At 47.9% G+C, this 16,457-nt stretch carries 14 protein-coding genes and 1 pseudogene; all 15 read left to right on the top strand.

Annotated features, from left to right (window positions below; all coding sequences use genetic code 11):
• The 15 genes and pseudogenes from MWG26_RS16865 to MWG26_RS16800 all read left to right on the top strand — a co-directional run bounded on the left by MWG26_RS16865 (window position 1) and on the right by MWG26_RS16800 (window position 16,454).
• Window positions 1–2,220, top strand: a complete 2,220-nt coding sequence (locus tag MWG26_RS16865) for an LTA synthase family protein (protein WP_025656551.1) — start codon at window positions 1–3, stop codon at window positions 2,218–2,220.
• Window positions 2,217–3,536, top strand: a complete 1,320-nt coding sequence (locus MWG26_RS16860; RefSeq protein WP_025656552.1) for a bifunctional folylpolyglutamate synthase/dihydrofolate synthase — start codon at window positions 2,217–2,219, stop codon at window positions 3,534–3,536. Before MWG26_RS16865 ends, MWG26_RS16860 begins: the two co-directional genes overlap by 4 nt.
• 17 nt (window positions 3,537–3,553) lie before the next feature.
• Window positions 3,554–3,688: a hypothetical protein gene (locus MWG26_RS22745; RefSeq protein ID WP_255350410.1), complete on the top strand. Its 135-nt coding sequence runs from the start codon at window positions 3,554–3,556 to the stop codon at window positions 3,686–3,688.
• A 21-nt stretch (window positions 3,689–3,709) separates the two neighbouring features.
• A complete protein-coding gene (locus MWG26_RS16855; RefSeq protein ID WP_025656553.1) occupies window positions 3,710–5,146 on the top strand; it encodes a tetratricopeptide repeat protein in 1,437 nt (478 codons plus the stop codon).
• 270 nt (window positions 5,147–5,416) lie between these two features.
• Window positions 5,417–5,731 carry an STAS domain-containing protein gene (locus MWG26_RS16850; RefSeq protein ID WP_025656554.1) on the top strand — a complete coding sequence of 105 codons (315 nt, stop codon included), beginning with the start codon at window positions 5,417–5,419 and terminating at the stop codon, window positions 5,729–5,731.
• Window positions 5,728–6,183 (top strand): anti-sigma F factor, encoded by a 456-nt coding sequence (gene spoIIAB / locus MWG26_RS16845; protein WP_025656555.1) that lies wholly within the window; start codon window positions 5,728–5,730, stop codon window positions 6,181–6,183. Before MWG26_RS16850 ends, spoIIAB begins: the two co-directional genes overlap by 4 nt.
• Window positions 6,162–6,878 (top strand): RNA polymerase sporulation sigma factor SigF, encoded by a 717-nt coding sequence (gene sigF, locus MWG26_RS16840; protein WP_025656556.1) that lies wholly within the window; start codon window positions 6,162–6,164, stop codon window positions 6,876–6,878. The genes spoIIAB and sigF overlap by 22 nt, the downstream gene beginning before the upstream one ends.
• An 853-nt stretch (window positions 6,879–7,731) precedes the next feature.
• The gene (locus tag MWG26_RS16835; RefSeq protein ID WP_167702493.1) at window positions 7,732–7,893 is read left to right on the top strand and encodes a hypothetical protein; all 162 of its coding nucleotides are present in this window, start codon (window positions 7,732–7,734) and stop codon (window positions 7,891–7,893) included.
• Window positions 7,883–8,548 (top strand): stage V sporulation protein AA, encoded by a 666-nt coding sequence (locus MWG26_RS16830; protein WP_025656557.1) that lies wholly within the window; start codon window positions 7,883–7,885, stop codon window positions 8,546–8,548. The genes MWG26_RS16835 and MWG26_RS16830 overlap by 11 nt, the downstream gene beginning before the upstream one ends.
• Complete coding sequence (locus MWG26_RS16825; RefSeq protein ID WP_025656558.1) at window positions 8,508–8,924, top strand: stage V sporulation protein AB; 417 nt, start codon at window positions 8,508–8,510, stop codon at window positions 8,922–8,924. Before MWG26_RS16830 ends, MWG26_RS16825 begins: the two co-directional genes overlap by 41 nt.
• Window positions 8,925–9,108: 184 nt before the next feature.
• Window positions 9,109–10,284, top strand: a complete 1,176-nt coding sequence (locus tag MWG26_RS16820; RefSeq protein WP_025656559.1) for a BMP family ABC transporter substrate-binding protein — start codon at window positions 9,109–9,111, stop codon at window positions 10,282–10,284.
• 255 nt (window positions 10,285–10,539) lie between these two features.
• The gene (locus MWG26_RS16815; RefSeq protein WP_049915745.1) at window positions 10,540–12,141 is read left to right on the top strand and encodes an ABC transporter ATP-binding protein; all 1,602 of its coding nucleotides are present in this window, start codon (window positions 10,540–10,542) and stop codon (window positions 12,139–12,141) included.
• Entirely contained in the window at window positions 12,138–13,235 is a 1,098-nt protein-coding gene (locus MWG26_RS16810) for an ABC transporter permease (protein ID WP_025656561.1), read from the top strand. Before MWG26_RS16815 ends, MWG26_RS16810 begins: the two co-directional genes overlap by 4 nt.
• Entirely contained in the window at window positions 13,228–14,220 is a 993-nt protein-coding gene (locus MWG26_RS16805; RefSeq protein WP_025656562.1) for an ABC transporter permease, read from the top strand. Before MWG26_RS16810 ends, MWG26_RS16805 begins: the two co-directional genes overlap by 8 nt.
• Window positions 14,221–14,475: 255 nt before the next feature.
• Window positions 14,476–16,454 (top strand): annotated as a pseudogene (locus tag MWG26_RS16800) (PfkB family carbohydrate kinase).
• The last annotated feature ends 3 nt before the right edge of the window (window positions 16,455–16,457 follow it).

The raw sequence follows: 16,457 nt of genomic DNA, 5'->3' as shown, positions 1-16,457 counted from the left end.
ATGAAACACATTCAAATCAGGAAACCTGATATAAAAGGCTTTTTTCATAAAATAAAAAACTTAAAAAAGGAAGATGTCAAAGCACACTGGAAAGAGAGAAGGGAGCGGCGGCAGCAGATTCTGGAACAGCGCCGCAACAGTAAGTTTGCGAAGAAGATGCAGCCGGTATACAGGTTTATGGACAGGATCTCACTGATTCTGCATTTCCTGCTGGCATGTGTGCTGAACCTGCTGATTGAGGTGATCTCCCGGCATTCTCTGTTTGAGGCATGGGACTATATGGTGGGATCGCCAAAAGTATTTTTGTTCAATGCTTTCCTGATATTTGCCACATTTTCCGTTGTCTATCTTGTCAGGCGGAGACTTTTTGCAAGAATACTGCTCAGTGTATTCTGGCTGTTTCTGGGAACCTGCAACGGGTATCTGCTTCTGAAAAGGGTAACGCCTTTTAATGCCCAGGACCTGAAGGTGCTTTCTGACGCGCTGGCCCTGACAGGCAATTATTTCAATACATTTGAACTGATCCTGCTGATTGTAGGTATCGCCGCAGTGATTCTCTGGGTGATCTCCATGTGGCGCAGGGGCGGACAGTACGCGGGGAAAATGCATCGCATTCTTGCGCTTGCAGGAGTTGTATTCTGGCTTGGAGCCTATGTTTTTCTGACGGATGTGGCGATTGACAAGCGGGTTGTCTCCAACTATTTTGGAAACATTGCATTTGCCTATGAGGACTATGGTTTCCCGTACTGTTTTACGGCAAGTATATTTAACACCGGTATCTCAGAGCCTGCAGGCTACAGCGAAGAGACCATGGCTAAGATAAGCAACAACGGCAGTATTACAAAGAGTACCACCGGGAGGAATGAAGAATCGCTTCCTAATATTATATTTGTGCAGCTGGAATCCTACTTTGACCCTACAGAGGTAGAGTGGCTCCAATTTTCGGAAGATCCGATCCCGAATCTGAGAAAGATGTATCAGGAGCATTCGACCGGTTACTTTAAGGTTCCTTCCGTTGGCGCAGGAACGGCGAATACAGAGTTTGAGGTGCTGACGGGGATGAGCATGCGTTTCTTCGGCCCGGGGGAATATCCCTATAAAACATACGCAAAGACCAAAGTACTGGAAAGCGCAGCTACCGCGCTGGGTAAGTTTGGATATGGTGCAGAGGCGCTGCACAATAACGGCGGTAACTTCTACAGCCGCGCCCAGGTGTTCAACCACATGGGGTTTGACCATTATACGAGCAAAGAGTTTATGAATATTCTCCAGACTACGCCCAAGGGATGGGCTACGGACGATATCCTGATCCCGAATATCATGGATTCCATGGATACGACAGAACAGCAGGACTTTGTGTTTACCATCAGTGTGCAGGGCCATGGGGATTATCCGACGGAGAAGATGATTGAGAACCCGGAGATTGTGGTGAGCGGAGTGGAAGACGAGGGAAAACGCAATTCCTGGGAGTATTATGTGAACGAAGTGTATGAAATGGATAAGTTTGCCGGTGATCTTGTGAAAGCGGTGGAACAGCGGAACGAGCCGTCGGTTATTGTATTTTACGGAGACCATCTGCCTACGATGGGACTGGAAGCAAAGGATCTCAAGAGCAGATACCTGTATAATACGAATTATGTAATCTGGGATAACATTGGGCTTGAGAAAGAGGATAGAAATATCCCGGCATACCAGATTATGGCGGATGTATTTGAGCGTCTGGATATCCATTCCGGCACGATATTCAATTACCATCAGCAGAGGCGGCAGACTAAGAATTACCTGGCGGACCTGGAACTTCTGCAGTACGACATTTTATATGGGAAGCAGTATGTTTACAAAGACAGCGGACTGCCGATTACAGAAGGCCATATGGTGATGGGAGTGAATGATGCTGCGGTAACCGAACTGGTTTCCCAGTTGGACGGAACCTATAGTATCTATGGAGAAAATTTTACCAAACAGAGTAAAGTCTATATAAATGGTGAAAAACAGAGCAGTACATTCCTGAATAATACCAGAATCGATTTAAAAGAAGCGTCGCTTGAGGACGGGGATATCCTGCAAGTGTGCCAGGTAGGTTCCAGCAATACCATATTCCGCTCATCCAGGGAATATAAGTATGAAGGCGGAAAGCTGACGGAGCTGCCGCTGACCATCGGCGGTGTGGAACCGGGCCGCGAAGCATTTGCAGAGCAGGAAACAGGTGAAGAGAAGTGACGTACACAGAGGCAGCAGAGTATATTTTAAATATTCCGAAGTTTACGGCAAAAAATAAGACGGGGCATACGATCCGGTTTCTTCAGTTTCTGGGAAATCCCCAGGAGGGCCGCAGGGTGATCCACGTGGCAGGTACGAACGGAAAAGGTTCGGTGTGTGCATATTTGAATGCCATGCTGCTTGCCCAGGGAAAGACGGCAGGGATGTTTGTTTCCCCCCATCTGGTAAAGATGAATGAACGCATTGTGATTAACGGCAGTCAGATTACAGACGATGATTTTCTGGATATCTTCGGGTACGTTATGGAAAAAGTAGAGGAGATGGAGGCAGAGAATCTGCCTCATCCGACCTTTTTTGAATTTCTCTTCGGGATGGCGATGACAGCCTTTGACAGAGCCGGTGTGGAGTACATTGTACTTGAAACCGGACTGGGGGGACGTCTGGACGCCACGAATGCGATCGGGAGGCCGCTGATATCCGTAATTACTTCTATCGGACTGGACCATACGGCGATTCTTGGGGACACTCTGGAAAAAATTGCATTTGAGAAAGCGGGGATTATCAAAAAGGGAGTGCCGGTGCTCTATGCAGACGCCCAAGAGGCCAGCAGCCGCGTAATCGAGAAGAGAGCCGCAGAAATTGGGGCGCCCTGTAAAAAAATAGGGAAAGACGCGTACGAAATTCTGGGAATCCGGGACAAACATATTGCATTTTCCTGCGTAAATGCGTATTATGGAGATACTACATGGACTCTTGATAACATTGGGCTTTATCAGCCGGGCAATGCCATTCTGGCCCTGGAGGCTATGAGGCATATCTTTGGAAATGAAGGGAAGATCAGCCGGTGGCGGGAAGCCCTTGCTGGTGTAAGATGGGAAGGCCGTATGGAAGAGATACTTCCGGATGTCTATGTAGACGGTGCACATAATGTCAGTGCAGTTGAGAGCTTTGTACAGAGCGTTCAGGATAAGGAAAAAGGGAATATTATTCTGTTCTCTGCGGTACGGGATAAAGATTATGAAGAGATGATTGCCTGTCTGTGCAGAAATCTGGATACGGATTTCTACATGATCACCTTGATTGATGACGGGCGTGCAGCACGTATAGAAGAGCTGCAGCGTATTTTTGAAAAATATACGGAGAAACCTGTTTTTGCGCGGGAGTCTTTAGAAGAAGCGCTCCGTTATGTGATGGGACATCAGCAGGACAGGACGATATACTGTCTGGGGTCTCTTTATCTGACAGGAATGATAAAAGCGCTCATTCCGGACAGAGGGGAGAATGCTGTGAGAAAACAAGGTGACAAGAATACCTGAGAAAAGGAGGCCGTGTAATGCTGGATTTTGAAGAAGAACTGAAGAAGTTTAAACCTAGCTTGGAAGTAGAAGACATTGAAGATGCAGTATATCAGGAAGATTTGTCAGATATGACGGACCTTCTGAGAGAAGTAATGGATCAGACGAAATAAGAAAGATAATGGTGAGCATAGATGGACTATACGAAGAAAATCTTATACCAGTCCAATTATTGGTATAATGATGGCCTGAGGAAAGCGCAGATACGTGACATGTCCGGTGCGGTTACCTCACTTCGGCGGAGTTTACAATATAATAGAGAAAATATTGCCGCCAGAAATCTTTTAGGCCTTGTATACTATGGCCGCGGAGAAGTGGCAGAAGGCCTGGTCGAATGGATTATCAGTAAGAATCTGAAGCCCAGGGATAATGTGGCTGATTATTTTATCAGTGAAGTGCAGGAATCGGCCAGTGAGCTGGAAATAATCAACCAGGCCGTGAAGCGCTACAATCAGTGTCTTGTGTATTGCAGCCAGAATGGCGAGGATCTGGCAATCATCCAGCTGAAGAAGGTGGTTGCGTCTCATCCCACATTTTTGAAGGCCTATCAGCTCCTGGCGCTCTTATACCTGCGAACCGAGCAGTATGCCAAGGCGAGGCAGATTCTTCGTATTGCCAGAAAGCTGGATACGACGAATGACATGACTTTGCGCTATATGCATGAGATGGCTAATCTGCGCGGCAAGAAGGTAAAAGATGGTAAAAAAGGCAAAGAGGAAACGGTAGAATACAGCCTGGGGAATGAGACGATCATCCAGCCAAGGCACGCCGGACTCAAGGTGCTGGCCAGTAAGTTTACGGTGATGAATATTGTCGTAGGGGCGGTGATCGGGGCAGCCATTGTGTGGTTTCTGATCGTACCGGCAGTGAATGAGGCGAAAGCCGACAGCGTCAATAAGCAGATTATCGAGTACAGCGAGCGTATCAATGCAATGGAAGCACAGATCAGCGCCCAGACAAGGACGCTGAACCAATACCGGGAAAACGACGAGAATTCCGAGCAGGCTGCGCAGAATGCGGCCAGCACGGCGGAGAGTTATGAAAATCTGATGACAGTGTCCAACCAATTCTACTCCAACAGTTATACAGATGATGCCATGGCGGAGACACTGCTGAATGTTAATAAGGATGCACTGGGAGAAGGCGGTAAGGCAATGTATGATGAACTGGCGCAAAGCATTTTCCCGTCTGCCTGCCAGTCTTTGTATTCCGGAGGGACAGCATCCCTCGAAGTGGCCAACTACGATACGGCGATTGATTCCCTCAGCAAGGTAGTGCGAATGGACGAGGGCTATGACAGTGGAGGAGCACTTCTGAATCTGGGAGTTGCCTATATGCGCAACGGCGATAACGATAACGCGGTGAAGTATCTGAAGCGCGTGACCGAGCTGTATCCGGATACGGAACGTGCCCAGGAGGCCAAGAACAGCCTAGACAGTATTTCACAGGGCGGAGATACACAGTCTGACGGCGGGCAGGATGCCGATCAGCAGAGTACGGACCAGCAGGAAGGTAATGCGGATCAGACCGGCAGTGCAGACAACGACGGACAGAATACAGACGGACAATAGAGGCAGAAGAAGAGATACATAAGAGGACTGCAGCGCGGCGATACGCGGCTCAGGCGGTTCTGATACACGAAAGATAAGGATATGTAGAAAGCTGCATATCCTTTTTCTGATGGGAAAAACGTTGCTGCCCACACCTTTGGGGCGTGCACAGTAACGAAAAAACGGCAGCGGGAAAGAAAAGAAGCGCAGGATACATGAAAGAGAGAACAGGACTGCGGGGAGCGCATAAAAAAGTCCGGAAGAATATGAATAGCATAGAGGAGGAGTACTATGAAGTATCAGGTGCAGGAGAACTGCCTGACAATTTACCTGCCCAGCGAGGTGGATCATCACAATGCGGAGGAAATGCGGAAAAATGCAGATGCATTGATTGAGAGGAACCATATTAAGTTTGTTATTTTCGACTTTGAGATGACGGATTTTATGGACAGTTCAGGAATTGGAGTTATAATGGGAAGGTATAAGATTATCCGCCTGGTGGGAGGCGAAGTCTGGGCGGTACACGCCAATGCGAGAATAAAAAAGATCCTGACGATGTCGGGAATGACAAAAATAATGCAGATATATGAGGAGGACGAGGCATGAAAAACACAAATGAAATGGAGATAATTTTTGACAGCCATTCATCGAACGAGGGATTTGCGAGAGTGGCGGTGGCATCATTTCTGACGCAGCTGAACCCGACAGTAGAAGAAGTCTCGGATGTGAAGACAGCTATATCTGAGGCGGTAACCAACGCCATTATCCATGGATATGAGAACGAGATACATAAAGTTTCCATCCGCTGCAGGATTGAAGGGCAGCAGATGACCGTGGAAGTAAGAGATCATGGAGTCGGGATTGAAAATATAGAACAGGCCATGACTCCTCTGTATACCAGCAAACCAGAGCTGGAACGTTCCGGGATGGGATTTGCTTTCATGGAAGCCTTTATGGATCATGTAGAAGTGGAATCCGAGCCAGGTGAAGGAACTACGGTTCGGATGAAGAAAACCATCGGAAAAGGAAGGGAGCTATGGACCACACAATCGCTTTAATCAAAAAATCACACGATGGAGATAAAGAAGCGAGAGAACGATTAGTCGAAGAAAATGTGGGGCTGGTATGGTGTGTAGTAAAGCGCTTCTATGGACGGGGGACGGATGCGGAGGATCTGTTCCAGATCGGCAGTATCGGGCTATTAAAAGCCATTGACAAATTCGACCTGTCCTATGAAGTAAAATTCTCTACCTATGCAGTCCCAATGATATCCGGAGAAATAAAACGTTTCCTGCGGGATGACGGTATGATAAAGGTAAGCCGTTCCTTAAAAGAGCTGTCTTACAAGATCTTTCAGGCAAGGGAAGCACTGACCGCAAGCCTGGGCCGCGAGCCGACGCTCGAGGAGCTGGCTGTTACAATGGATGTAGACAAAGAAGAAATAGTACAGGCCATGGAAGCCGGCGGAGAAGTAGAGTCACTGTATAAACCGATCCACCAGAAGGAAGGAAACGAGATCCGTCTTGTGGACAAGCTGGAAGAAAAAGAAAGAAAGGAGGAAAAAATCCTGGACCATATGCTCCTGGCACAACTGCTGGAGACTTTGGATAAAGAAGAAAGACAGCTTATATATCTGCGGTACTTTGCAGATGAAACACAGTCCCAGGTGGGGAAAAAACTTGGAATCTCCCAAGTACAGGTCTCACGTATGGAGAAGCGGATTATTGAGAATCTGCGGCGGTTGGGGAGTTAGATGAGGGAGGGGGACGCCGGCCCGGAGCGGGACTTCTGCGGCAGTCCGGGAAACTTTCGTGCCCCTTTTATTCTGCTGTCCGTTTGCTAAGTGCCACTAGATAAAAACCACATCGGATTGGAAGGCACCAGCGGCATTCACCGCGCAATTCTGATGAATTGCACGGCTCAGGCCGCCTTGAATGCTGCTTCGGAAGCAGCATTCAGCCTTCCAATCCGATGTGGTTTTTATCAAGTGGCACTAAAGCGCACTCTATGCGGGATAAAAGGGGCACGAAAGTTTCCCGGCCCGCCGCAGAAGTCCCGCTCCAGGCCGGCTGGGCTTCATCAAACCGGTAGAGCAGATTCCTATAGGGGAATCTGAGCGGGGGCAGCGGATGGCGAGTGGATTGGTGGGGCAGAATGAGAGAATGGGGCGCAGCATCCACCATCCGCTGCCCCCGCCATAGTTCCCCCCCCTGAAAATAAGCCTCCCGCCCAGATGCACCCAGCGTCGTAAAAGGTGAGGCCGTTTCCGGCGGACGGTGTATGCCATTTCCGGGGCCTCAAAGTGCGCGGGTTAGAATCCGTTAGAGAAAAAACAGGAAATATTGAGGGCAGAATTTGTTTTACAAAAACAAATTCTGTTGCCGCCGGCGGCGCGAATGCATCGGCATTCGGGCCAACTGCGGCAAGCACCCTCAATATTTCCTGTTTTTTCTCTTACGGATTCTAACCCGCGCACTTTGAGGCCCCGGAAATGGCATACACCGTCCGCCGGAAGCCGCCTCACCTTTTACGACGCGGACGCATACTTTCGCCCCTTTTTTCAAATACTATCACTACTATATTTTTGGAAAGGTTAGGTGGCCTCTATGGAAAATGGAAGAAGGAAAATCCGTATCTGCCTCTTTGGCATTGTGCTTGCGGCGGTGGTTGTGGGTATTTTTTATTATTATTTTAATGGAAGCGGGCAGCCCTCTGCCAGTGAGGGAACTCTGATTCAGGGACCGAAGGTGGAATACTATGGCTGTTAATCATGATACAGTTTATCTCAAGGGTGACAGGAACGTTGAGGTACAGAAAAAAGATGTCACCTTAGGTGATATTGTTGCTATGGAGTGCAGCAATAAGGAGATGATTCCCAAACTGAAAACCTTGAAAATCCTGAAGATACCGGATAAGAAAAAACAGCGTATGGTAATCTCTATCTTAAAAATTATTGCCTGCATCCATGAGAAATATCCTGGACTTGAAGTACAAAATATGGGAGAGCAGGATATAATTATCACTTATGAAGAACAGAAGACGCCCGGGATGGTATGGCATGTAATAAAAACGGTCATTGTAGTGCTGATTACTTTCTGTGGCGCTGCTTTTTCAATTATGGCTTTTAATAATGACGTTTCCACGTCAAAATTGTTTTCTCAGATTTATGAGTTTGTTACGGGAGATGTTTCCGACGGATTTACGATTCTGGAGGTTTCTTATTCCGTAGGTATTACGGTAGGTATCCTGGTATTTTTCAATCACTTCGGGAAGAAGCGTTTTACAGTAGATCCGACGCCTATGGAGGTGCAGATGCGTCTTTACGAAAATGACATCCAGACAACGCTGGTCGAGGATGCATCAAGAAGGGAGCAGGAGCTGGATGTGGGTAAATCAAATCATATTAGCAGTCATCGGACTTAGTGGCGGGCTTGTCGTCGCGGGCGGACTGTTTTCTTTTATTATAGAGCTGGGGGTGGTAGCAGATTTTGCAGACCGGACACATACCGGCGACAGAATTCTGCTTTATGAAGACTGTGTCGCCCTGGGCGGAATTGCAGGTAATCTTTTCTCAGTATTTGAGATCCATATCTCTCACGGAAACTGGCTGATCCCGGTATTTGGGATTCTGGCCGGTATCTTTGTGGGCTGCTGGTCAATGGCTCTGGCTGAGATATTGAATGTATTCCCCATTTTTGTACGCAGGTTGAAAATCGTGCGGTATATATCTGCGTTTATCATCAGCATGGCGCTTGGAAAAGGTATCGGGTCTTTTGTGTTCTTTTTGCAGCGGTGGTAGCAGGAAGGTAAAATGAAGAGACAGCCGTAAGCCTAAAAGTTTGTTAAGAAGTTTTCAAAGAACGAGTCAGAAAACTTGACTTATTTCTTATGCCGGTGTAAAATTTAGAAGTAGTATAAGGCTATCCAATCAAGGAATATGTTTCTTAATTAGGGTAGCCAGTTTTTATTTAGGAGGAGAAGGTATGAAAAAGAAAATCTTGAGCGCACTGCTGTGCGCAACGTTGGTTATCGGCCTGGTTTCAGGCTGCGGTGCCAAACCGGCTGCAGAGGCAGACACTTCAGATTCAGACGACAAGAAGACAGAGAGTACATCAGGCATTGCAAAAGAAGATCTGAAAGTCGGCTTTGTACATGTTTCTGATGCCAGTGATATGGGGTATACATACAACCATGATCTGGGAACCAAGGAGATGCAGGAAGCATTGGGATTAAGCGATGATCAGATTATCAACAAGTTCAATGTTCCTGAGGGTGCTGAATGTGATACCGCGCTGAGAGAACTGGTTGATGCCGGATGCAACATTATTTTTGCAACAAGCTTCGGATTTGAGGACTATGTAAAAGAAGTGGCAGCGGAGTATCCTGATATTCAGTTCTGCCATGCTACAGGATTCCAGGCAAAGGATTCCGGGTTGAGTAACATGCATAACTATTTTGCATCCATCTATGAAGCGCGTTACCTGGCAGGAATTGCAGCAGGTATGAAGACAGAGTCCAACAAGCTGGGGTATGTGGCGGCGTTCCCATTTGCAGAGGTTATCAGCGGATATACCGCATTCTACCTTGGGGCTAAGAGCGTGAATCCGGATGTAACCATGGATATTATGTACACAAATTCATGGAACGACCCAACTGTAGAATCACAGGTTGCAAAAGCTCTGATTGAGAGAGGCTGCGATGTGGTTTCCCAGCATTCAGACTCTACAGCACCGGCAACGACGGCTGAGGAGTACGGTGCATTCCAGGTTGGATATAACAATGATATGATTGAAGCAGCACCGAAGGCTTCCCTGATTTCCGCACGTATTGACTGGGGCATCTATGTAACAGATGCAGTACAGGCTGTGATCGACGGCAAGGAGATCCCGGTTGACTGGTGTAAAGGTCTGAAAGATGGCGCAGTTTATTTGTCACCACTGAATACTGATATTGCAGCAGAGGGAACTCAGGAAGCAATCGACAAGGCGACTAAGGCACTTGAGGCTGGAGAGATCCATGTATTCGATGGTCCTCTGAAAGGGACAAGCCCGGATGGTGAAACAATAGAAGTTGCTGAAGGGGATTACTATCACGAGCAGGAAGAAGCTTCTGCACCATCCTGGTGTTATATCGTCGAAGGATGCAATGTGGTTGAATAATCGAGTTACTAAGAGCACCCGAATGGTGTGAAAAGCAGCATTATCGATTCATTCAGGGATAAGTTCATTGACAGAGCCGTTGTATGACGGCTCTGTTTTTGGAGAGAGGCCTTTTCGGGCATTCCGTAATGCATGTCATTGCAGGGACGTGTATTGCGGTGTACCCGAACAGGAGACTGAAAAGGAAGAGAAGAAAGACAGGAAGAGTAAAAGGAGGGTGAAGACTTGGGCGAGACTACAGAATATGCTGTGAAAATGCATCATGTCACCAAAACATTTGGAAAGGTCGTTGCCAACAAGGATGTTGACCTGGAGCTGAAAAACGGAGAGATACTGGCGCTCCTTGGTGAAAATGGGAGCGGTAAGACGACGCTGATGAATATGCTTTCGGGCATTTATTTCCCGGACCACGGGGAAATCAGCATCCACGGCACACCGGTGACAATCCGTTCGCCGAGGGATGCGTTTGGACTGGGAATCGGAATGATCCACCAGCATTTTAAACTGGTAGATGTTCTGACGGCCGCGGAAAACATCGTGCTGGGACTTGACGGGAAGGCGGTGCTGAACCGGAAAGAAGTAAATAAAAAGGTAGCGGAGATTGCATCCAGATATGGGTTTGAGATCGATCCTGGCAAGAAGATTTACAACATGGCCGTCTCAGAGAAACAGACGGTTGAAATCCTGAAGGTTTTGTACAGAGGGGCAGATATCCTGATTCTGGATGAACCTACGGCAGTACTGACGCCGCAGGAGACGGAGAAGCTTTTCGCGGTGCTGCGTAATATGAAAAAGGATGGCAAATCCATCATCATTATTACGCATAAGCTGCATGAGGTACTGGCGATATCCGACCGTGTGGCGATACTTCGCAAGGGGGAATACATAGGTGCTGTTGAGACAGCAAAGACAAACCAGGCAGAGCTGACGGAGATGATGGTGGGGCGGCCGGTCAGTCTGGAGATTGACAGGCCAAAGCAGGAGCGGAGCATTGAGCGTCTTCAGGTCATTGACCTGACCTGCCTGAATGGTGAGGGTGTCAAGGCGCTGGACAATGTCTCTTTCTCGGCGTATGGAGGTGAGATACTGGGGGTTGCCGGGATTGCAGGAAGCGGCCAAAAAGAACTCTGTGAGGCGATCGCAGGCCTGTATCCTGCCATCGGCGGCTCGGTGCTCTACGCAGGCGAACATAACGGAGAGCCGATCAAAGAGCGGATTCTGGGACTCAAGCCCGACGAGATTGTAAAAAAAGGCATTTCGATGGCCTTCGTTCCTGAAGACAGGCTCGGTATGGGGCTGGTTGCGGGTATGGATATGACAGACAACGTAATGCTTCGAAGCTACAAAGATAAAAAAGGCCTTTTTGTGGATCGGAAAACACCAAAGGCAGTGGCTGAACAGCTCATTGAGGAGCTGGAGATTGTAACGCCCGGAGTAGAGACGCCTGTGGGAAGGCTTTCGGGAGGAAACGTCCAGAAGGTACTGCTGGGCAGGGAGATTGCCCTGAGCCCGTCCGTATTGATTGTGGCATATCCGGTGCGGGGGCTGGACATCAACTCTTCCTATCGGATCTATGACCTGCTGAACGAACAGAAGAAAAAGGGGGTGGCTGTTATATTTATCGGAGAAGACCTGGATGTGCTGATGGAACTCTCCGACCGCATCATGGTTCTCTGCGGAGGAAAGGTGAGCGGTATTGTAGATCCGCGCACGGTGACGAAGGAAGATATCGGCCTGATGATGATCCATGTGGGGGATGAGAAAAACGGCCCGAAGAGCAGTGACCAGGAAAATGCCGTCGGACATGCCGCCGGTGAAAATAAGGATGAGACTACAAAAGAGGAGGCAGGGGTATGAGCAGTAAGCAGACACAGGTAAAAGAACCACTGATCCGTATGGTGAAAAGAGGTTCTATTTCACAGCAGAAGGCCTGGGGAATCCGTGCGGCCGCTTTTCTTCTGTCGCTTGTGACCGGGGGGCTTTTAATCCTAGTTCTCGGACATAACCCGCTGGCTGTATATAAGGCTATGGTAATCGGATCCTGGGGTTCCAGAACCGTAATCCATGAGACCGTAAAACTCGCGGTTCCGCTTTTGATCACGGCGATCGGTATCTCCTTTGCGTTTAAAATGAAGTTCTGGAATATCGGGGCAGAGGGGCAGATCCTTGTGGGGGCAGTTGCAGCGGGTGCGTTTGGATTATTCACCGCGCATATCTTCCCAAAGATTCCGCTTGTAATCCTGATGCTTTTGGCAGGTATGGCGGCTGGCGGCCTGTATGGTCTGCTTCCGGCAGTCTGTAAGGCAAAATGGGGAACCAATGAGACACTGTTTACCCTGATGCTGAACTATATCGCACTTGCATTTATCAAATATCTGATGAATGGTCCGTGGAAAGCGCCGGGAAGCAGTTTCCCGAAGATTGCCATGCTGGTACAGGGCGCAAGGCTGAAAAAGGTACTGGGCGTCCACTGGGGCTGGATTCTGGCGCTGGTTCTGGTTGTACTTGCATTCATCTATTTCAATAAGACGAAGCAGGGCTATGAGATTGCTGTTGTGGGACAGAGCAATAACACGGCGAGATATGCGGGAATCAACGTCAGCAAAGTTTTTATCCGCACCATGTTTTTATCCGGTGCAATGTGCGGCCTCGTAGGAATGCTCCAGTTTGCGGGCGCAGATTATACGATAACGGAAGGAACTGCAGGCGGTGTCGGCTTTACTGCGATCACGGTAGCATGGCTGGCAAAGATGAACCCCTTTGGAATGCTGGTGGTTTCCGTATTTATCGCCATGCTTGAGAGGGGATCCAATACCATTCAGACGAATTTTAAGATACCGGCTTCGGCTTCAGACCTGTTGATTGGAATCATCCTTTTCTTCATGCTTGGTTGCGAGTTCTTTATTACATACCGTCTGATTTTCAGAGGAAAGGAGGAACAGCATGCTTAGTACATTAAACAGTTTATTCATTGCGGCAGTACTGGCAGGTACACCGCTGCTGCTGGGGGCGCTGGGGGAAATCCTGACTGAAAAATCAGGAAATATGAACCTTGGTGTGGAAGGCATGATGTTCATGGGGGCGATCACGGGTCTGGCAGGCTCTTATTATTACGAACAGGCCGTGGCAAAATCCGGCGGCAGTGTCAGCGGGACGGTATCTGCATTGATTGCGCTTCTGGTGTCATTTGTAGCGGGAGCCTTTGGAGCGCTGATCTACGCGTTCCTCACCATTTCTCTGCGTGCGAACCAGAACGTAACCGGTCTGACGCTGACCATCTTCGGGACAGGTTTCGGCAACTTTTTCGGGGAATATATCGGACAAAAGGCCGGTGGATATGTAGCGGTAAGCGGTACCACAAAAGCAGCTTTTTCAAGGCTGCATATACCGGTGCTGTCTGATATCCCGATTATAGGCAAGCTGTTATTCGAATATAACTGGCTGGTATATTTTGCAGTGATCCTCGCCATATTTATGGCATGGTTCTTTAACAAATCCCGTGTGGGCTTGAACCTTAGGGCAATCGGGGAAGATCCGGCTACTGCCGATGCGGCGGGAATCAATATTACAAAATACAAGTATATTGCAACCGTAGTGGGCGGTGGAATATGTGGGATCGGCGGTATGTACATGAGTATGGTCACCACATCCGGCGTCTGGGTACACGGATGTGTCAGCGGCTACGGCTGGCTCGCTGTTGCTCTTGTAATTTTCGCAACATGGAGACCTGCAAAAGGAATATTAGTTGCACTGATATTCGGAGGCCTGACAATCATGCGTATGTATGTAAACATCCCGGGACTCCCGGCACAGATTTATGACATGCTGCCATATGTGGCAACAATCGTGGTTCTGGTAGTCACAAGCATGCGCCAGAGCAAAGAGCATGCACAGCCAAAGAGCTGCGGCCTAAACTATTTCCGCGAGGAGCGGTAGCGGCGGGCGGTGCGCGTAAATGAGATAACGGGAGAAGCGATAGCAGGAAACTGATACAGGGGGATAAAAAAGTAAACGGCAGTAAGCCGGAACAGAAAAAAGGAGAGAAACCAGGGCGGCCTGGTTTTCCCTCCTTTTTTCATGTCAATTTTACCAGAAACTATTGTACGAAAGAATTTTCGAAACCTATACATTTTGTTGAAAATGTCGGAAAATACTTTCGTAAAGATGGAATATTGAAATAAAAAGAACAAAATGTTAAAGTTAAGTAACAAAAACATTTTAGTAAAAAAATTTCTTGAAAGTAAACGAAATAGAGGAGGGAGGGAAATGAATATAAATGATATTGCAAAACTTGCCGGGGTTTCAGCATCTACAGTATCGAAAGTGATGAATGGCAAGGACAAAGATATCGGTGAAGAGACGAAGAAGAAAGTGTTAAAGGTAATTGAAGAAGAAAATTATATCCCGTATTCAAAATATCGGGAAAAGGAAGGGCTGAAAAATCATCTGATTGGTTTTCTGGTCAGAAAGAATAATCGGGAACGGGAAGAACTGATCATGAGCGCAGAAAAGACGGCGCGCGATATGGGCTATAGTCTGGTTGTCAGCTATGTAGATGAATCAAAGGAGATGAAACAGAGGATAGCTGAGATGGCCCGGAGAAAAATAGCGGGAATTCTGCTGGATACGAATCAGTGTTTTACAGAAACAAAATTTGAGAATGCTTCCGTGTATATCTGCCAGACAAAGGGGTTTGATGAAAGGCAGAAAGCGACATTCTATTACCGGCTCTCGGAGGCAGGAAGAATTGCGGCAGACAGGCTTATAAAAGCCGGACACCAGAAAATAGCCTGTATTGTGTTAAAACAAGACAAAAGCATATGGGATGGTTATAAGCTGGCTATGCAGAATAACAATTTTCCCGTGCAGCCGATCTGGTCTTATGAAAGCGATACGATTGAGGACATCGAAAAGTATGGAGTAAGCCAATGCCTGAGTGAGAATGTGACTGCGATTATCTGCGGCTCCCAGGAGATCACTTTCTCTGTCTGTAAAGTATTAGAGCGGGGCAGAACTGCGATTCCGGAAGAATTATCAATAATCTCCATCGGGGATGGAAGGATGCTAGAGATGCTTGGATATGGAATAACAGCGGTGAAGCTTCCGAGTAACAATGTGGCGGGGGAAGCTGCCGCGTGTCTGATAGAAATGATTCAGAGTGAAAAGCAGATTGAGGTGATGAAAAGATTTCCGCCCGCCATAACAGAGCGCGGGAGCATTGCGGAGCCCGCACAGGCTAAGCTGGGAGAAAAGATTGTGGTAGTGGGAAGCATGAATATGGATGTTACGATTGAAGTCTCCAGAATTCCCGTGAATGGTGAAACGCAGATTGCGGAGAGGGTGTATGTATTTCCCGGGGGGAAAGGAGGCAATCAGGCTGTGGGAGTCGGAAAGCTGGGCGGACAGGCCTATATGATCGGCTGCCTGGGAAATGATATGGACGGGAAACAGCTCTACACGAGCCTTACGGAAAACCATGTGCACATGGATGGCGTGCTTTTCGATCATTCCCTTCCCAGCGGTAAGGCATACATCAATGTGGAGCGCAGCGGCGAAAGTACGATCGTGGTATATCCGGGAGCCAACAGAAATCTGAGCATCCTCCATATCAACCGGTTTAAATACCTGTTCGATAGCGCTGCGTACTGTCTGTTGTCTCTTGAAATTCCCGGAGACATAGCGGAATACACGATCAAATTCTGCAGACGAAATGACACACAGGTTATTTTAAAGCCTTCTGCCGTGGAGAAAATTAAGGACGAGCTGCTCCCGGATATTTCCTATTTTGTTCCGAACGAACATGAGTTAAATGTTTTTGTGCCCCGAGGAGAGAGCCTGGAGGAGAAGGCGGAGATTTTACTGAGAAAAGGCGTTGGTAATGTAATCGTCACATTGGGACCAGAGGATGTTATTTCAGGAATTTGGAGTACTCCATGTATTTTGAGGGAACCGGGTTTGAAGCGGTGGATACGACAGGAGGAGCAGATTCTTTTATCAGCGCACTGGCGGTTTATCTAAGCGAGGGGAAAAATATCATTCAGTCCATAGGATGCGCCGTTTATGCATCGGGACTGAGCGTAACCAGATACGGAGTCCAGCCGGCGCTTCCTGACCGTAAGTCCGTGGACATCTATGAAGATGAAATCTATTCGAAATATATGAGGAGGTGATAG

The organism is Faecalicatena contorta (assembly GCF_022835095.1).
Taxonomy (GTDB): Bacteria; Bacillota; Clostridia; order Lachnospirales; family Lachnospiraceae; genus Faecalicatena; species Faecalicatena contorta.
This window is presented reverse-complemented; position numbering and strand designations above follow the sequence as displayed.